This is a genomic window from Nocardioides sp. NPDC057577, from assembly GCF_042801335.1.
GTDB lineage: Bacteria > Actinomycetota > Actinomycetes > Propionibacteriales > Nocardioidaceae > Nocardioides.
On sequence record NZ_JBHVGB010000138.1, the window covers coordinates 1 to 16,987 of the forward strand.

The following is a 16,987-nucleotide window of genomic DNA, read 5'->3' on the forward strand; positions in this document are numbered from 1 at the left end:
ACGACCCCAACCCCCCGCGCGGGCCGCGCCGCCATCGGCGCGGCCCGTCGGAGGAGATGTATGTCCAACCACACCCGCGACCACGTCGCAATCGTCGGCGCCGGCGAGGCGCCCTACACTCGCCATCCCGTCGGCGGCACCACCACCGCCGGGGTGCTGGGCGATGCCGTCATCCGCGCACTGCGCGATGCCGGCCTCGAGCCCGGCGACGTCGACGGACTGGGTGTCGCCAGCTTCACGCTCGGCCCCGACCATGCGATCGACCTCGCCTGGCGCCTGGGCCTCCACCTGCGCTGGCTCATGCAGGACACCAACGGTGGAGCGAGTGCCGGCGGGATGCTCCAGCACGCGGTACGGGCCGTCGAGTCCGGCGACGCCTCGGTGATCGTGCTCGTCGCCGGCGACGCCATGGACAACGCTGCCCACGAGCGGCTGGTCAAGGCGTACAACCAGGCGACCGTCGACCATCTGGCCGATCTTCCGATGACCGGGCCGAACGCGCTGTTCGCGATGCTGACGCAACGGCAGATGGCCGCGTGGGAGCTGGACCGGAAGGACTACGGCAGCCTCGTGGTCGCGCAACGTGCCTGGGCCGGGCTCAACCCCGGAGCGGTGTATCGCGCTCCCATGACGCTGGACGAATACCTCGAGGCGCCACTCGTTGCGGCGCCGTTGGGCCGCTTCGACTGCGTCCCCCCGGTGACCGGCGCCGACGCCATCGTCGTCACCTCCGAGGACCGGGCCACCGGCCGCCGGGCACGAGTGCTGGCGGTCACCGCCGCGTACAACGGCGACGACCAGGCGGGCGACGGGATCCAGACCGCGGTTGCCGCCTGTGCCCCTGCCGCGTGGGAGCGCGCGGGTGTCGCACCGACGGACGCCGACGTGATCAGCGTGTACGACGACTACCCGGCGATGGTGCTCTCGCAGCTCGTCGACCTCGGGGTGACCGATCCCGAGGCGGTCAAGGCGGTCATCGCCGAGCAGATCGCCACGCGGCGTCTGCCGATCAACACCTCCGGCGGCCAGCTCTCGGCCGGCCAGGCGGGCGCCGGAGGCGGCATGCACGGGATGGTGGAGGTCGTGCAGCAGCTGCGCGGGCGAGCCCCCGGTCGGCAGGTCGAGTCCCGGATCGGGGTCGTGACCGGCTACGGCATGGTTCTCTACCGGCACGGGTCGTGCGGGAACGTCGCGGTGCTGGAGGCGGTCGCATGAGCCTCGTCGTCCAACGCTGCGGCGGTTGCGGCAGCGACTACTTCCCCCGCCGGATCCTGTGCCCGACGTGCGGCACCACCGATTTCAAAGACGTGCCCGTCGAGCGCGGCCGCGTCATGGCGTCCACGCGCACGAGCGACGGATCGACGCTGCTCACCGTCGAGTGTGGCACCGGCCTGCAGGTCGTTGCCCGTCTGCTCGGAGAGCACGGCGACCTCGAGCCGGAGCTGCCGCTCACCACGTCTCTCCTCACGCTTGGACCCGCGGCGTACCTTCCGGACCCTGCCAGGGCGGAGGACGACCCGTTCCGGCTTCCACTCGAGACACCGCTGGGTGAATGCACCGTCCCCGGGATGCTGCTGGCCCGGGCATCGCTGACGCCCGAGGCGCCTCTGCTCGTGTGCGGCGACGTCCACCGCACCGCGGCCGAGATGGTCGAGGCGGTGGCAAGCGCCGCGGGAGCGCTCGCCGAGCGCGGCGTCACGGCCGGTGAACGGGTCGCCTTCCTCGCCTCCAACCGAGTGGAGCTGCTCGACCTGGTGCTCGGCGCGGCCTGGCTGGGCGCGGTCGCGGTCCCCATCAACACCGCCGCCCGCGGAAGCCAGCTGCACCACATCCTGGCCAACTCCGGCGCTCGGCTGCTGGTCATCGAGGCCGAGATCGAACCTCACCTCGACGATCTCCCGGGCCTGCCGGACCTGCAGGTCAGGTGGGTCCTGGGCGAGCAGACCGCAGCGATGGGTGCTCCGGTACCGCCCGCCGTGGTCGCCCCGGGTGACCCTGCCGCGATCCTCTACACGTCCGGTACGACGGGCGTCTCCAAGGGTGTCGTGTGTCCCCACGCGCAGTTCTGGTGGTGGGGCTGCAACGTCAGCGAGCAGATCGGGATCCGGTCCGACGACGTGCTGCACACCTGCCTTCCGCTGTTCCACACCAATGCTCTCAATGCGTTCAGCCAGGCCGTGGTCAGCGGTGCGACCTACGTCCTCGGTGGCCGCTTCTCGGCCTCCCGGTTCTGGTCGCAGATGGTCGACAGCGGCGCCACCGTGACCTATCTGCTCGGTGCCATGGTCGGCATCCTCGACAGCCAGCCACCATCGGACCTCGATCGCGCCCACCGGGTCCGGCTGGCCCTGTCACCGGCCACCCCCGGCCGGCTGCTGGCACCGTTCCGCGAGCGCTTCGGCGTCGCCCTTCTCGATGGCTACGGATCGACCGAGACCAATGCGGTCGTTGCCACCCGCCCCGGGGAGGAACGGTCGGGATCCGTGGGGAAGCTGCAGCCCGGCTTCCGCATGCGGGTGGTCGATGCCGACGGTGCCGACGTCCCGCCGGGGACACCCGGCGAGCTGCTGCTGCGCAGCGACCAGCCCTTCGCCTTCGCCTCCGGCTACTTCCGCATGCCGGAGGCGACGACCGCGGCCTGGCAGGACCTGTGGTTCCACACCGGCGACCGCATCGCCGTGGAGGCGGACGGGTCGATCCGCTTCGTCGACCGGATCAAGGACGTGATCCGCCGACGCGGCGAGAACATCTCCTCGGTGGAGGTCGAGGACGTGCTCCGCGCGCATCCCGCCATCGCCGAGGTGGCGGTCTACGCCGTCGACTCCGAGCTCGGTGAGGACGAGGTCATGGCGGTGGTCGTCGCCAAGGAGGCCCAGGACCTGGACTTCGCGGACCTCGTCGAGTTCTGCGGCCCGCGCCTGGCGGCGTACGCCATCCCCAGATTCATGCTCCGGCTCGACGCACTCCCGCTGACCGAGAACGGCAAGGTCCGCAAGCCAGAGCTTCGCAGTCGTGGGACCGACGGCGCGTGGGACCGGCAACCGCCCCGTCCCCGCCCGACCGCTCCCACCCCGGGACCAACAGAACGGACATCGCATGCGTGAGTACAAGAACTTCATCGACGGTCGGTTCACCGACGGCGCCGAGGCGTTCGCCGACATCGACCCGGCCACCGGGCAGCAGGTCGCCTGGGTGCACGAGGCCGACGCCGGGCTCGTCGACCAGGCGGTCCGGGCAGCCCGGGCTGCCCTGGACGGGCCCTGGGGGCGTACGTCGGTGCAGGAGCGCTGCACCCTGCTTCGCCGCATCGCGGACGAGATCGACCGGCGAGCCGAGGATCTGCTGGCCGCCGAGGTCGCCGACACGGGCAAGCCGGAGGCCGGTGCCCGGGTCCTCGACATCGCGCGGGCGGCCGCCAACTTCCGCGCCTTCGCCGACGTCATGGGCGCCGAAGGCGTGGAGTCCTACCTCCAGGACCTGGGCGAGGGCCGGCAGGCGCTGAACTACGCAGTCCGCAAGCCCCTGGGCGTGGTGGCGGCGATCGTGCCCTGGAACCTGCCGCTCCTGCTGCTGACCTGGAAGCTGGCACCGGCCCTGGCCTGCGGCAACACCCTCGTGGTCAAGCCGTCCGAGGAGACGCCGGGCTCGGCGACCGTGCTCGCGGAGATCCTCGCCGCGGCCGGGGTGCCGGAGGGCGTCTACAACGTCGTCCACGGGTTCGGAACCGGATCGGCCGGTGAGCACCTCATCAGCCACCCGGGCATCGACGGCGTCACCTTCACCGGCTCGACCGCCACCGGCGCCGGCATCATGAAGGCCGTCGCGCCCCGCATCCGGCCGGTCTCGTTCGAGCTCGGCGGCAAGAACGCAGCTCTCGTCTTCGCCGACGCCGACCTCGACGCGACCATCGCCGGGCTGACCCGTTCGGTCTTCGCCAACACCGGCCAGGTCTGCCTGTGCACGGAGCGCGTCTACATCGAGCGCTCGGTCTTCGACGAGGTGACCGAACGGCTCGTCGCGGCTGCCGAGGCGCTTCGCCTGGGTGCCCCCTCGGATCCGGCGACGACGACGGGTCCGGTGATCTCCCGGGCGCACCAGAAGAAGATCCTCGACTACGTCGACCTCGCCGAGCAGGCGGGTGCCAAGGTGCTGACCGGTGGACGGGCCGCCGAGCCCGGCGGTGCCCTGAACGGGGGCTTCTGGGTCGAGCCGACGCTCTGGACGGGGCTGACCAACAACGACCGTCCGGTCCGGGAGGAGATCTTCGGACCGGTCGCCGCGCTGATGCCCTTCGACACCGAGGAGGAGGCGATCAGCCTGGCGAACGACACCGACTACGGGCTCGCGGCCGCTGTCTGGACGACCGACCTCGGTCGCGCGCACCGGGTCGCGGGTCGGATGGATACCGGAATCTCGTGGGTCAACACCTGGTTCCTGCGCGAGCTGCGATCACCCTTCGGCGGCATGGGCCTGTCCGGCATCGGCCGTGAGGGTGGCCGGCACTCGCTCGACTTCTACACCGAGACGACGAATGTGTGCGTGGCGCTGTGAACGCGGCAGAAGGGCGTCATGTGAAGACGCCGGGCACCGTGGTCGCTCAGGTCGCCGAGCTCCTCGACACCGCGCAGCAGAGCGCCACTCCGGTGGGCACGGCGACGCCGTGGCCGCAGCTGGACCTCGATGAGGCCTACGCGAGCCAAGCGGCGCTGATCGCTCGCCGGCTCGCGCGCGGAGAGCGCGGCGTCGGCCTCAAGCTCGGGTTCACCAGCGAGGCCAAGATGCGCCAGATGGGCGTGGACGAGCTCATCGTCGGGCAGCTGACCGACGGTATGCAGGCCGCCGACGGGGCCGCGATCGACCTCAGCGCGCTCATCCACCCGCGGGTCGAGCCCGAGGTCGCCTTCCTGGTCGGCGCCGACGTCGACCTCGCCGACCCGGACGTCGACCTGGAAGCGGCGATCACGGGAGTAGCGCCGGGGCTCGAGATCATCGACTCCCGCTACGACGGGTTCCAGTTCGACCTGCCGCGCGTGGTCGCCGACAACACCTCGGCCGCGAAGTTCGTCATCGGGCCGTGGCATGCTCCGGACGAGGTGGATCTGGACGACGTCCCGGTCATCCTGCGGGCCGGGGACGAGGTCCTCGCCGAAGGGACGACCGCGGCGATCCTCGGCCACCCCCTGCGTACGCTGCCACGCCTGGTCGCTCTCGGGCGCCGCCTGGGACTACAGCTGCCCGCGGGCTCCGTGGTCCTCGCGGGTGCCGCGACCGAGGCCGTACCGCTTCGGCCGGGACCCGTCAACGCCGAGGTCGCCGGGCTCGGGACGGTCCGAGCCGTGGGCGTCCAAGGCAGCGCCGGCCCGCTCGGCGAAGGCGGTGGACGATGAGCGACGCGTTCCTGGTCGAGACCAAGGCTCGGCCCCGCGGTCGGTTCCCGCACGCCCGACGGGCCGGCGACCTGCTCTTCGTCTCCGGCACCAGCAGCCGCCGGCCCGACAACACCTTCGTCGGCGTCGAGGTCGACGAGCTCGGCACCACCAGCCTGGACATCCGCGCCCAGACGGCCGCCGTGATCGAGAACATCCGCGACATCCTGCGAGCCGCGGGCGGCGACCTCGGCGACCTCGTCCAGGTGACCACCTACCTGGTCAACATGAACGACTTCGGCGGCTACAACGACGTCTACGGCTCCTACTTCGACGAGTCCGGACCGACCCGGACCACCGTCGCCGTCCACCAGCTACCCCACCCGCACTTGCTCATCGAGATCCAGGCCGTGGCACACCTTCCCGGCACCACCCCTCAGGAGGAAACGAAATGACTCAGTCGACCACGATCGTCCCCCCGGTCTTCAACTTCATGCAGTGGATCCAGGAGCACGAGCAGGAGCTGAAGCCCCCGGTCAACAACAAGGCGATCTTCACCGGTGACGACTTCATCGTGCAGGTCGTCGGCGGGCCGAACCAGCGGACCGACTTCCACGTCGACCCCTACGAGGAGTGGTTCTACCAGATCAAGGGCTCCATGCATGTCGACGTCATGACCGAGGACGGCAAGGTCACCGTCGAGATCAAGGAGGGCGAGACCTGGCTGCTGCCCGGCAACCTGCCGCACTCCCCCCAGCGGCCGGAGGCCGGGTCGATCGGCGTGGTCATCGAGCGGATCCGCGAGGAGGGTACCCTGGAGAAGTTCCAGTGGTACTGCCTCGAGTGCTCGGCGCTCGTGCACGAGGTCGAGCTCCAGGTTCGCGACATCGTGGCAGACCTTCCGCCGGTGTTCACCGAGTTCTACGAGGACGAGGCGGCCCGAAAGTGCGGCCAGTGCGACGCCCTCCACCCCGGAAAGGGCTGAGTCGCGCGTGACCTCGGCCATCGACGTACACACGCACTCCGTACCCCGCGGGTGGCCGCAGCTCCCCGGCCCGGAGCCGCGGCTGTGGCTCGACGTCGCGAGCGAGACCGAAGCGGTCATGATGATCGGCTCGCGCGAGTTCCGGCGGATCAGCTCCTCGGCCTGGGCGGCTGATGTCCGTCTCGCCGCCATGGACGCCGACGACGTGGAGACGCAGGTGGTCTCACCGACCCCGGTGTTCTTCAGCTACGACGCAGCACCGTCCGATGCGGCGGCGATCGCCCGCATCTTCAACGACCTCGCGCTCGAGACCACCGCCGAGTCTCCGCGCCTGCTCCCGTTCTGCCAGGTGCCCCTGCAGGACACCGACCTCGCGTGCGCCGAGCTGGAGAGGTCGCTGGCGAACGGCCACGTCGGGGTGGAGATCGGGAACCACGTCGGCGACCGTGATCTCGACGACGCCGGCGTCGTGACGTTCCTCCAGCACTGCGCGAGTCTCGGCGTGCCGGTCTTTGTGCACCCCTGGGACCTGCCGAACTCACCGCGGCTCGACCGGTGGATGGCGCAGTGGCTGACCGGGATGCCCGCCGAGACGCACCTCTCGATCCTGGCGATGGTGCTGGGCGGCGTCTTCGACCGGGTCTCTCGCGACCTGCGGATCTGCTTCGCGCACGGCGGCGGCTCCTTCCCCTACTGGCTGGGCCGGATGGACAACGCCTGGCACCAGCGGCACGACATCATCGGCACCTCCGAGCACCCGCCCTCGCACTACCGCGACAGGTTCTCGGTCGACACCGTGGTCTTCGAGGAGGCGCCGCTGCGCCTGCTGGTCGACACCCTGGGTGCCGGCCAGGTGATGGTGGGCAGCGACTACCCCTACCCGCTGGGGGAACGCCCCGTGGGCGCGGTCGTACGCCAGGCGAGCTTCCTCAGCGATGGCGACCGGGAGCTCCTGCTCCGCGGGAACGCGACCACCTGGCTGGGAGCCGACCGGATGGCAGCGGCGTCGTGACCGCTCCGCTTCCGGCGTCCATGCGGGCCGTCGTCGCAAGCCGGCCAGGAGCGCCGGAGGTGCTCGCCGTGACCCGCCGAGCCGTCCCGCAGCCGGCGGCCGGCGAGGCCCTGGTCCGCGTCGTCGCCGCCGGCGTCAACCGTGCCGACCTCATGCAACGGGCCGGCACCTACCCCGGGGCGGCGGCGGATCCGATCCTCGGGCTGGAGGTCTCCGGTGTCGTGGTGGCCACCGGCGCCGACGTCTCCGAGGGCCTGATCGGTCGTGAGGCGTGCGCGCTGCTGCCCGGTGGCGGATACGCCGAGTACGTCGCCGTGCGAGCGGCTCACCTCGCGCCGGTGCCTGCGGCCGTCTCCCTGCGCGACGCCGCCGGTCTGATGGAGGCCGCCGCGACCGTGTGGTCCAACCTCTACATGCCGAGTCCGCCCGAGCCGGGATCCTGGATGCTCGTGCACGGTGGCGCCAGCGGCATCGGCTCGCTCGCCGTGCAATTCGCGGTCGCGCACGGCGTGCGGGTGGCGACCACGGTCGGCTCGCCCGAGAAGGGCCTGTTCGTCGAGAAGCTGGGCGCGGAGCTGGTCATCGATCACCGCCGCCAGGACTTCGCCGACGAGCTGCTCGAGCGAGGTATCCGGCCCGCGACCGTCCTCGACATCATCGGGGCGGACTACCTGGAGCGGAACCTGCAGGTGCTCGGCCGGGGCGGACGCCTGGTGATCATCGGCCACCAGAGCGGGGCCTCGACCCAGATCGATCTCAGCCGCCTCCTCCTGGGCAACCTGACCGTGACGGGCAGCGGGCTGCGGATGCGCCCCGACCACGAGAAGGACCGGATCATCGACGATCTGGTCCGACACATCTGGCCGCTGTACGAACGCGGCGAGATCGTCCCCACCACCCACGCCGCCCTCCCGTTCGAGCAGGCCGCCGAGGCACACCAGCTGCTCGAGCAGTCCCATCACCGCGGCAAGGTCCTGCTCCTCGCAGACCCGGACCTTCCCCCGACACCCGATAGGCAACCATGAGCACCCCTCCCACCCGGATCCTCTACCAGAGTTTCACCGACCCCGCGGTGCACCAGCCCTACCTGAAGCGGCTGGAGGCCTACCTCACCGACATCGCAGCCCCGGGGGTCACCTACGAGGTCAGAGGGATCAGCCCGGCCGACACCCAGCTGGGCAGGCTCAGCGAGCTCCGTTGCGGCGTGCAGTCGGTCGAGGGCATCGTCGAGGCGGCGGCCGAAGGCTTCGACGCCGTCCTCGTCGGTCACTTCCAGGATGCGTGTCTCTACGAGGCGCGGACCGCCGTCGACATTCCCGTCATCGGCCACGGCGAAGCCAGCATGCTCCAGGCCTGCATGCTGGGTGGCCGCATCGGCCTGGTCACCCTCGACCCCGTCTACCTCTCCTGGCACCGCGAGCAGATCGCGCGCTACGGCCTGGCCTCTCGCGTGGTCGACGTCCGCGCCTTCCGGCTGACCCCGGACCAGGCGGTCGCTGCGTACGACGACGAGTCGGCCTACCAGTCGATCAAGGACACCTTCGTCTCGCTGGCCACCACCATGGTGCAGGAGAGCCACGTCGACGTGGTGATGTCGGCCGGAGGCCTGTTCGCCCTCCTCAGCGCCGACGACCACGTCGAGGTGCCGGGCGCCCTGGTGGTGAACCCGACGCTCCTCGCCGTGCGACAGGCCGAGGCGTCCGTCGCGATCACCCGGGCGATAGGAACTCCAGTCTCTCGCGGAGGCACCTTCGCGCGAGCAACACCGCAAGCCGTAGATGAACTTCTCGCTCTCGTAAAGGGGACTCGATCATGACGACACTCAGCTACACCGCCGACGCCGTGGCGACCGGAGACGGCCGCAACGGGCACGTCCGTTCCAGCGACGACCTCGTCGACCTGGATCTGGGCATTCCCGAGGACCTGGGAGGTGCGGGCGGGCACGTCAGCAACCCCGAGCAGCTGTTCGCGGCCGGCTACTCGGCGTGCTTCCTCTCCGCCCTGAACTCGGTCGCGCGCGTACAACGCGTCAAGCTGCGCGACGCACAGGTGCAGGCGAAGGTGACGATCAGCGGGGGCGGTGCGGGCTTCGACCTTGCAGTGGAGCTGGTCGCCCTCCTGCCCGACGTCCCGCCGGAGACCGGCGAGGCGCTGCTCGAGGCCGCCCACCGCAAGTGCCCCTACTCGAGGGCTGTCGCGGGGAACATTCCCGTGAAGCTGTCGCTGGCTCAGTCCTGACCTGCCGCTCGTCGATCGCTGCCACGGTGGCGGGACCGGCCGGCCGGAGCGGACTGACGCCGCTCTGCCACTTGTCCCGCCACCGGATCCATGTTTAGGTAAGCCTTACCTAAACATGGAGGTGTCATGAAGTCGAACGCCCGCATCGCCCGCAGCATCCTGTCCTGCCCCCGTGGCGGCAGCGTGGTGATCGACGGGATCCCCTACTCGATGGAGGAGCTGGAGATGCAGGGCTTCGCCGACGACGGCGGCCGCCCGACCTTCCTGTGCCCGCCCGAGCAGCGGATGGCGTACGCCGGGCGCCGGGGCAGCCACGTCGTACTGGTCCTCCAGGGCATGCTCGGCAACGACGAGGCGGTCCGGCTGACCGGGACGCTGAGGTGGCTGCGTACCGATGCCTGCACGTGCTGCGAGACGGAGTGGGAGGAGGTCGTCATGGACGTCTCCAACGTCATGCTGGTCCGCCGCAGCGGCGAAGCGGTCCCGATCCCCCTCGACGCCTTCACCGACCGCGAGCTCGACCTGAACGACGGTGTGCTCCACCGCAACCAGGACCACCTCAACAACCACCACGGCAACGAGCTGCGCGAGGCGGTCGCGACCCGCTCCTACATCCCGGTCGACACCATCCTGGCCGCCCAGATCACCGGGCTCTGCGCGGACGGCTTCGAGTTCCAGTGGGTCGACGAGGCAGGGGCGCACAGCGCGCGGACCATGTTCGACCACCCGGCCCGGACACCGGAGGACCTCGTCGCCGGCGTCCGGAAGGCACTCGCCGCCGAGATCTGCTGAACGGGACACGCGCGCCGAACCTGTTTCCTGGTACACAAATCCCATGTACCTTGATGACGTATCAACGTCGTGCAAGGAGGCTCGGATGGTTGTGCGGACACTTCTCTCGATCGGTGGCTACGTGGGTGCAGTCGCCGGCACCCCTGTCCGGATGATCGCGCCAAACAGGCCCCTGCCGCGCCAGGACTACGACCAGACGCTGCGTACGTTGTCCGAGGCGTCGGTCGAGATGTACTTCAACGCCTTCAAGGACGTCGACTGGGACGCGCCCGAGATGGCCGTGCCCGAGGACGACGAGCGCTGGATCCTGCCCACGCTCGACCTGCTCGGCGCCCACCCGTGGTACCGGTCGCTGCCCAAGGCGCGGCAGATCGAGGTCGGTCGGCACCGCCTCACCGCGATGGTGAAGACGGGCTCCCAGTTCGAGCAGCTGCTCCTCCTCGGCGGCACCCAGTTCCTGATGGGCGTCGACAACGGCGACCCCGAGTTCCGCTACTTCATGCACGAGCTCACCGAGGAGACCCACCACATCCAGATGTTCCAGGAGTTCACCAACCGGGTCTGCCCCGACGTCGCGGGCGCACCGGGTTGGCTGATGCGCGCCATCCCGCTCGTGGGACACCTCGGCGGCCTCTACCCGGCCCTCTTCTTCGCCATCATCCTGGCCGGCGAGGAGCCGATCGATCACGTGCAGAAGGAGGCCATGCGCGCCGGCGGAACCCACCCGCTCCTGGACCAGATCATGGCCATCCACATCGCCGAGGAGGCCCGCCACATCGGCTTCGCGCACGCCTGGCTCGAGGAGCACGCCCCCTCGCTCAACCCGCTCTCGCGCTTGGCCCTCGGCATCCTCACCCCGCTCGCGATGCGCCTGGGCTCCGACGCGATCATCATCCCCTCGCGCGCCGATCGGGAGCTGATGGGGCTCCCGGACTCGGTCGTCCGCGAGGTGTGGGGCACCGGCGCCGAGGCCGCGGCGTTCCGCCGTCACCTCTTCGCCGACGTCCGGATGCTCTTCGACAGCCTCGGGCTGCGTACGCCGCTGACGCGGTGGTCCTGGAAGGCGCTCGGGGTCGACGGACGACCCGCGCGCTTCCGCGCCGAGCCGCCCACCGCCGCTGCCTGAGCGGCTTGACGGACAGAGTTGAATGGCATCACCGACTCACACGAGGAGCACGATGCCGAACAACGACAATGGCCGCGCGAACATCGGCGTGGTGGGCCTGGCCGTGATGGGCTCCAACCTGGCCCGCAACCTCGCCTCCCGCGAGGGCAACGCGGTCGCGGTCTACAACCGCACCTACGCCCGCACCGACGAGCTCATCACCGAGCATCCCGAGGCCGGCTTCCTCGCCGCCGAGACGATCGACGACTTCGTGGCGACGCTGGCCAAGCCGCGTACGGCGATCATCATGGTCCAGGCGGGGGCGGGGACGGATGCGGTGATCGAGCAGCTCGCCGAGCGGTTCGAGCCGGGCGACATCATCGTCGACGGCGGCAACGCCAACTTCAACGACACCATCCGCCGTGAGCGCGAGCTGCGTGAGCGCGGCCTGAACTTCGTCGGCACCGGCATCTCCGGCGGCGAGGAGGGCGCGCTGAACGGCCCCTCGATCATGCCCGGCGGCTCGGCCGAGGCCTGGAAGACGCTCGGCCCGATCCTGAAGAGCATCGCCGCGGTGGCCGAGGGCGAGCCGTGCGTGACCCATGTCGGCACCGACGGCGCCGGCCACTTCGTGAAGATGGTCCACAACGGCATCGAGTACGCCGACATGCAGCTGATCGCGGAGGCCTACGACCTCCTCCGGCGGGTGGGCGGGCTCTCGGTCGAGCAGCTCGTCGACGTCTTCAAGGACTGGAACACCGGCGACCTCGAGTCCTACCTGATCGAGATCTCCGCGGAGGTGCTCGCCCAGAAGGACGCCGAGACCGGCCAGCCGCTCGTGGACGTCATCCTCGACGAGGCCGGCTCGAAGGGCACCGGCGTGTGGACGGTGCAGAACGCGCTCGGCCTCGGCATCCCGGTCTCCGGCATCGGCGAGGCCGTCTTCGCCCGGGCGGTCTCCTCCAAGCCGGCCCAGCGCGCCGCGGTGCGGGCCTCGGTGACCGACCGCCCGAAGGCACCCCCGGTCCCCGACACGTTCGTGGAGGACGTACGCGCGGCTCTGTACGCCTCGAAGGTGGTCGCCTACGCGCAGGGGTTCGACCTGATCGTGGCCGGGGCGAAGGAGTACGGCTGGGACATCGACCTCGGCGCACTCGCCAAGATCTGGCGGGCCGGCTGCATCATCCGGGCCCGCTTCCTCAACCGGATCGTCGACGCCTACGCCACAGAGCCCGACCTGGAGACGCTGCTCGTCGACCCCTACTTCGCCGACGCGGTCGCCTCCGGCGGGGAGGCGTGGCGACGCGTCGTCGGGATCGCGGTGGCCTCCGGCGTACCGGCACCGGGGTTCTCCTCGGCGCTCGCCTACTTCGACTCGCTCGCCGCCGACCGGCTCCCGGCCGCGCTCATCCAGGGCCAGCGAGACTTCTTCGGCGCGCACACCTACAAGCGCGTCGACAAGGACGGCACCTTCCACACGCTGTGGTCCGACGACCGCTCGGAGATCCCGACGACGCCCTCGACCCACTAGGTGCCCCTGGCCCAGCATCGGGAGATACCGAACTTGGGGCTGTCGGCGTAGCGAACGGCGTACCTAGCCTGAAGTATGGGGTTCGACGTCGCCGCGGAGAGGTATGCCCGATTCATGGGGCGCTACGCCGAACCCCTCGCACCGCACTTCGCGGACTTCGCCCGGGTCAGCATGGGCCAGCGGGTGCTCGACGTCGGCTGCGGACCGGGCACGCTCACCCGTCACCTCGTGACCCTCACCGAGGCCCACCTGGTGGCTGCGATCGACCCCTCGCCACCGTTCATGGAGGCGGTCGCACGGCAGCTGGCCAGGGTCGATGTGCACACCGGCGTGGCCGAGGCGCTCCCCTTCGACGACAACTGGTTCGACGTCTCGCTGGCCCAGCTGGTCGTGCACTTCATGACGGACCCGGAGGCGGGGATCAGGGAGATGGTCAGGGTGACCCGGCCGGGCGGCACCGTCGCGGCGTGCGTCTGGGACGCCGACACCGGCGCCGTCGCGCCGTTCTGGTCCTGTGTGCACGAGATCGACCCGGAGGCCGAGGACGAGGCCTTCCTCGCCGGCGCCCGGATGGGTGACCTCGAGCAGATGTTCCGGAAGGTCGGGCTCCGCAACGTCGAGCCCAGCGGCCTGGTCATCCGCGTCACCCACCCGACCTTCGAGGAGTGGTGGAACCCCTACACCTTCGGGGTCGGGCCGGCCGGCGACTACGTGAGCTCGCTGGACGACGCCGGTCGTACCGCGCTCGAGGAGGTCGCCCGGCGCCGGCTCGGGAACGGCCCGATCACCGTGACCGCGACCGCGTGGGCGGCCCGCGGAACCGTCGCCTAGCAACACGCCCTGCACCCGGCGAGATTTGCATCGGACCCCTATCCTCCATATGGTTGTAAAAGTCAACCAACTTGGAGGGATGATGATCGGGCACGCGACGTACCAGGAGCTGATCCATCAGCTCAGCGAGGTCGGAGCCGTACGCAAGGGCCTCGTCCGCAGGCTTCCGCCCGAGCTCACAGCCGGCTCCGCGGGGGTGCTGACGATGCTGCGCCAGCACGGCGACATGACCATGAGCGAGCTCACCGAGCTGCTCGCCGTCGACATCTCGGTGACCAGCCGGCATGTGGCGTGCGTCGCCGACCAGGGCTGGATCGAGCGCTCCCCCAACCCGACCGACGGGCGCTCCCGCATCCTCTGCCTCACCGACGCCGGGCGCGACCTGCTCGACAGCGCCTCCCAGCAGCTCGCCGACCTCATCGCCGACCGGCTCAGCGGCTGGGACGAGCGGGACGTGCACGAGCTCGTCCGGCTCGTCACCAAGCTCCGCGACAGCCTCGGCCACTGCAGCACCGCAAGCAACTAGACAGCATCACCAGAAAGGAAGTCCATGGCAACGACGACAGCCGAACGGACTCACGCCGGCCCACCGGGAGGCCCGTCCGAGGGCTCACCCACCTCGCACGGTGAGATGTCTCACCGCGAGATCATGGAGGCGCTCTCGGGCCTGCTGCTCGGCATGTTCGTGGCGATGATCTCCTCCACGATCGTCTCCAACGCCCTGCCCGAGATCATCGCCGACATCGGCGGCGGGCAGTCGGCCTACACCTGGGTGGTCACCGCCTCCCTGCTGACCATGACGGCCACCACCCCGCTGTGGGGCAAGATGGCCGACCTGTTCAGCAAGAAGCTGCTCATGCAGATCGCGCTGGTCCTCTTCGTGGCGGCCTCGGCCGTCGCCGGCCTCGCCCAGAACCCGGGCGAGCTGATCGCCGCACGGGCGGTCCAGGGCATCGGCATGGGCGGTCTGACCGCTCTCGCCCAGATCATCATGGCGGCGATGATCTCGCCGCGTGAGCGTGGCCGCTACTCGGGCTACCTCGGCGCCGTCTTCGCGGTCGCCACCGTCGGCGGCCCGCTGATCGGCGGCGTCATCACCGACGCCGACTCGCTCGGCTGGCGCTGGTGCTTCTACGTCGGCATCCCGTTCGCGATCATCGCCTTCATCGTGCTGCAGAAGACGCTGCACCTCCCCGTCGTCAAGCGCGAGGGCGTCAAGGTCGACTGGGCCGGTGCGTTCTTCATGGCGGCCGGCGTCTCCCTGCTGCTCCTGTGGGTCACCTTCGCCGGTGACAAGTACGACTGGGCCTCCTGGGAGACCGCGGCCATGGTCGGCGGTTCCGTGCTGCTCCTGCTGATCTTCGTGCTCGTCGAGTCGAAGGCCAAGGAGCCGATCATCCCGCTGCGACTCTTCGCCAACCGGACGATCACGCTCTCCTCGCTCGCCTCGCTCTTCGTCGGTGTGGCGATGTTCGCCGGCACGATCTTCTTCAGCCAGTACTTCCAGCTGGCCCGCGGCGAGTCGCCGACGATGGCCGGCGTGATGACGATCCCGATGATCGCCGGACTGTTCCTCTCCTCGACCATCTCCGGCCAGATCATCACCCGCACCGGGAGGTGGAAGGCCTGGCTCGTCGTCGGCGCCGTCCTCATCGTCGGCGGGCTCGGGCTGCTCGGCACGATCCGCTACGACACCGAGTACTGGCACGTCGCCATCTTCATGGCGATCCTCGGCCTCGGCGTCGGCATGACGATGCAGAACCTGGTCCTCTCCACGCAGAACCAGGTCGCGCCCGCCGACCTCGGCGCGGCCAGCTCGATGGTCACCTTCTTCCGCAGCCTCGGTGGCGCGATGGGCGTCTCCGCGCTCGGCGCACTGATGGCCCACCGGGTCACCGACTACGTCCAGGACGGCCTGGCCGACCTCGGTCCGCGCTACGCCGCGCTGGCCCAGGGCACCTCCGGTGAGATCCCGGACCTGGACAAGGTCCCCGAGCCGCTGCGGTCGGTGCTGGAGAGTGCGTACGGGCACGGCATCGCCGACATCTTCCTGGTCGCCGCGGGGGCAGCCGTCATCGCGCTGCTGTTCGTGGTGTTCATCAAGGAGGTCCCGCTGAAGACCAAGGGCGGGCTCGCCCAGGCTGCCGCGGAGGCTGCCTCGGTCGACGGGCCGGCTGCCGTCGCCGAGGGCGTCGCCGGAGTGCCCGAGCAGCACGCTGACGCCCTCGCGCCGGTCGCCAACGGGATCGCGCTGCACGGCTTCGTCCGCGGCGCCGGGAGCATCCCGATCCCGCACGCCGCGGTCACGCTGATCTCGCTCTCCGGGCGCCAGCTCGGCCGCTCGGTCGCCCACGCGGACGGCTCCTACGCGGTCGACGCGCCGCGGACGGGGACGTACGTCCTGATCGCCTCGGCCGACGGCTTCCAGCCGCAGGCCTCCACGGTGGTCGTGGGCGGCGAGCCGGTGGCGTACGACCTCCTGCTCAGCGGCACCACGGGCCTCAAGGGCATCGTGCGTGGCGGCGAGGACGGCGCGCCGATCACGGACGCGATGGTGATCGTGACCGACGTACGCGGCGACCTGCTCTCCACCGGCACGACCCTCGCGGACGGCACCTTCTTCATCGACGAGCTGGTCCCGGGACCGGCGACCGTGGCGGTCAACGCCGAGGGCTTCCGCCCGCGAGCGGTGCCGATCGAGATCGGTGCCACCGGCCTGACCCGGATCGAGGTGGAGATGGTCACCGGCGCGCGTCTGACCGGGGTCGTCAAGGCAGCCTTCGGGCCGCTCGCCGACGCTCGGGTGACGCTGGTCGACGCGGCCGGCAACGTGGCCGGGACCGCGACGACAGGAGCTGACGGGGCGTACGCCTTCGCCGACCTCGACAGCGGTGACTACACGGTCCTGGCGACCAGCTACCCGCCAGCGGCCGGCGCCGTGAGCCTGACCGGCCACGGCGTGGACGGCCACGAGATCGTCCTCACCCACCCCGAGGACTGATCCGCGATGGCACTGACCGCACAGATCCGCACCCGCGACGGCTGGGCCGTGGCGCACGCGGTCGTCACCCTCACCGACACGGCCGGCGGTCAGGTGCTGCGCGCCGAGGCCGACGAGGACGGTGTC

The 16,987-nt window shown here is 70.4% G+C and carries 16 protein-coding genes; all 16 read left to right on the plus strand.

From position 1 onward, the window contains the following. Positions 1-60 precede the first annotated feature (60 nt). The 16 genes from ACFU7D_RS22040 to ACFU7D_RS22115 all read left to right on the plus strand — a co-directional run bounded on the left by ACFU7D_RS22040 (position 61) and on the right by ACFU7D_RS22115 (position 16,861). Entirely contained in the window at positions 61-1,215 is a 1,155-nt protein-coding gene (locus tag ACFU7D_RS22040; RefSeq protein ID WP_378871191.1) for a thiolase family protein, read from the plus strand. Then, on the plus strand, positions 1,212-3,104 hold the full coding sequence (locus tag ACFU7D_RS22045) for an ATP-dependent acyl-CoA ligase (RefSeq protein ID WP_378871193.1): 1,893 nt from the start codon (positions 1,212-1,214) through the stop codon (positions 3,102-3,104). The genes ACFU7D_RS22040 and ACFU7D_RS22045 overlap by 4 nt, the downstream gene beginning before the upstream one ends. Beyond that, on the plus strand, positions 3,097-4,551 hold the full coding sequence (locus tag ACFU7D_RS22050; protein WP_378871196.1) for a 2-hydroxymuconic semialdehyde dehydrogenase: 1,455 nt from the start codon (positions 3,097-3,099) through the stop codon (positions 4,549-4,551). Before ACFU7D_RS22045 ends, ACFU7D_RS22050 begins: the two co-directional genes overlap by 8 nt. Next, positions 4,548-5,387, plus strand: a complete 840-nt coding sequence (locus ACFU7D_RS22055; RefSeq protein WP_378871199.1) for a 2-keto-4-pentenoate hydratase — start codon at positions 4,548-4,550, stop codon at positions 5,385-5,387. The genes ACFU7D_RS22050 and ACFU7D_RS22055 overlap by 4 nt, the downstream gene beginning before the upstream one ends. Beyond that, entirely contained in the window at positions 5,384-5,821 is a 438-nt protein-coding gene (locus tag ACFU7D_RS22060; RefSeq protein WP_378871202.1) for a RidA family protein, read from the plus strand. Before ACFU7D_RS22055 ends, ACFU7D_RS22060 begins: the two co-directional genes overlap by 4 nt. Further along, positions 5,818-6,351: a 3-hydroxyanthranilate 3,4-dioxygenase gene (locus ACFU7D_RS22065; protein WP_378871205.1), complete on the plus strand. Its 534-nt coding sequence runs from the start codon at positions 5,818-5,820 to the stop codon at positions 6,349-6,351. The genes ACFU7D_RS22060 and ACFU7D_RS22065 overlap by 4 nt, the downstream gene beginning before the upstream one ends. 7 nt (positions 6,352-6,358) lie before the next feature. After that, positions 6,359-7,363, plus strand: a complete 1,005-nt coding sequence (locus ACFU7D_RS22070) for an amidohydrolase family protein (RefSeq protein WP_378871208.1) — start codon at positions 6,359-6,361, stop codon at positions 7,361-7,363. A gap of 20 nt (positions 7,364-7,383) precedes the next feature. Further along, positions 7,384-8,388, plus strand: a complete 1,005-nt coding sequence (locus tag ACFU7D_RS22075; RefSeq protein ID WP_378871236.1) for an NAD(P)H-quinone oxidoreductase — start codon at positions 7,384-7,386, stop codon at positions 8,386-8,388. Then, positions 8,385-9,179 carry an aspartate/glutamate racemase family protein gene (locus tag ACFU7D_RS22080; RefSeq protein ID WP_378871212.1) on the plus strand — a complete coding sequence of 265 codons (795 nt, stop codon included), beginning with the start codon at positions 8,385-8,387 and terminating at the stop codon, positions 9,177-9,179. Before ACFU7D_RS22075 ends, ACFU7D_RS22080 begins: the two co-directional genes overlap by 4 nt. Further along, positions 9,176-9,601, plus strand: a complete 426-nt coding sequence (locus tag ACFU7D_RS22085; protein ID WP_378871215.1) for an Ohr family peroxiredoxin — start codon at positions 9,176-9,178, stop codon at positions 9,599-9,601. Before ACFU7D_RS22080 ends, ACFU7D_RS22085 begins: the two co-directional genes overlap by 4 nt. A 126-nt stretch (positions 9,602-9,727) precedes the next feature. After that, a complete protein-coding gene (locus ACFU7D_RS22090; RefSeq protein WP_378871218.1) occupies positions 9,728-10,393 on the plus strand; it encodes a hypothetical protein in 666 nt (221 codons plus the stop codon). An 85-nt stretch (positions 10,394-10,478) separates the two neighbouring features. Continuing rightward, a complete protein-coding gene (locus tag ACFU7D_RS22095) occupies positions 10,479-11,519 on the plus strand; it encodes a diiron oxygenase (RefSeq protein WP_378871221.1) in 1,041 nt (346 codons plus the stop codon). Positions 11,520-11,571: 52 nt separating this feature from the next. Further along, positions 11,572-13,029 carry an NADP-dependent phosphogluconate dehydrogenase gene (gene gndA / locus ACFU7D_RS22100; protein WP_378871224.1) on the plus strand — a complete coding sequence of 486 codons (1,458 nt, stop codon included), beginning with the start codon at positions 11,572-11,574 and terminating at the stop codon, positions 13,027-13,029. A 75-nt stretch (positions 13,030-13,104) separates the two neighbouring features. After that, on the plus strand, positions 13,105-13,860 hold the full coding sequence (locus tag ACFU7D_RS22105; RefSeq protein WP_378871227.1) for a class I SAM-dependent methyltransferase: 756 nt from the start codon (positions 13,105-13,107) through the stop codon (positions 13,858-13,860). Between the two features lie 82 nt (positions 13,861-13,942). Continuing rightward, the gene (locus tag ACFU7D_RS22110; RefSeq protein ID WP_378871230.1) at positions 13,943-14,386 is read left to right on the plus strand and encodes a MarR family winged helix-turn-helix transcriptional regulator; all 444 of its coding nucleotides are present in this window, start codon (positions 13,943-13,945) and stop codon (positions 14,384-14,386) included. 105 nt (positions 14,387-14,491) lie between these two features. After that, entirely contained in the window at positions 14,492-16,861 is a 2,370-nt protein-coding gene (locus ACFU7D_RS22115) for an MFS transporter (protein WP_378871233.1), read from the plus strand. Positions 16,862-16,987 lie beyond the last annotated feature (126 nt).

Coding starts and splice junctions, on each gene's coding strand:
- ACFU7D_RS22075 (WP_378871236.1), top strand. CDS start 7,384: ATGCGGGCCGTCGTCGCAAGCCGGCCAGGAGCGCCGGAGGTGCTCGCC.
- ACFU7D_RS22105 (WP_378871227.1), top strand. CDS start 13,105: ATGGGGTTCGACGTCGCCGCGGAGAGGTATGCCCGATTCATGGGGCGC.
- gndA (WP_378871224.1), top strand. CDS start 11,572: ATGCCGAACAACGACAATGGCCGCGCGAACATCGGCGTGGTGGGCCTG.
- ACFU7D_RS22085 (WP_378871215.1), top strand. CDS start 9,176: ATGACGACACTCAGCTACACCGCCGACGCCGTGGCGACCGGAGACGGC.
- ACFU7D_RS22040 (WP_378871191.1), top strand. CDS start 61: ATGTCCAACCACACCCGCGACCACGTCGCAATCGTCGGCGCCGGCGAG.
- ACFU7D_RS22090 (WP_378871218.1), top strand. CDS start 9,728: ATGAAGTCGAACGCCCGCATCGCCCGCAGCATCCTGTCCTGCCCCCGT.
- ACFU7D_RS22115 (WP_378871233.1), top strand. CDS start 14,492: ATGTCTCACCGCGAGATCATGGAGGCGCTCTCGGGCCTGCTGCTCGGC.
- ACFU7D_RS22060 (WP_378871202.1), top strand. CDS start 5,384: ATGAGCGACGCGTTCCTGGTCGAGACCAAGGCTCGGCCCCGCGGTCGG.
- ACFU7D_RS22045 (WP_378871193.1), top strand. CDS start 1,212: ATGAGCCTCGTCGTCCAACGCTGCGGCGGTTGCGGCAGCGACTACTTC.
- ACFU7D_RS22065 (WP_378871205.1), top strand. CDS start 5,818: ATGACTCAGTCGACCACGATCGTCCCCCCGGTCTTCAACTTCATGCAG.
- ACFU7D_RS22050 (WP_378871196.1), top strand. CDS start 3,097: ATGCGTGAGTACAAGAACTTCATCGACGGTCGGTTCACCGACGGCGCC.
- ACFU7D_RS22095 (WP_378871221.1), top strand. CDS start 10,479: ATGGTTGTGCGGACACTTCTCTCGATCGGTGGCTACGTGGGTGCAGTC.
- ACFU7D_RS22080 (WP_378871212.1), top strand. CDS start 8,385: ATGAGCACCCCTCCCACCCGGATCCTCTACCAGAGTTTCACCGACCCC.
- ACFU7D_RS22110 (WP_378871230.1), top strand. CDS start 13,943: ATGATCGGGCACGCGACGTACCAGGAGCTGATCCATCAGCTCAGCGAG.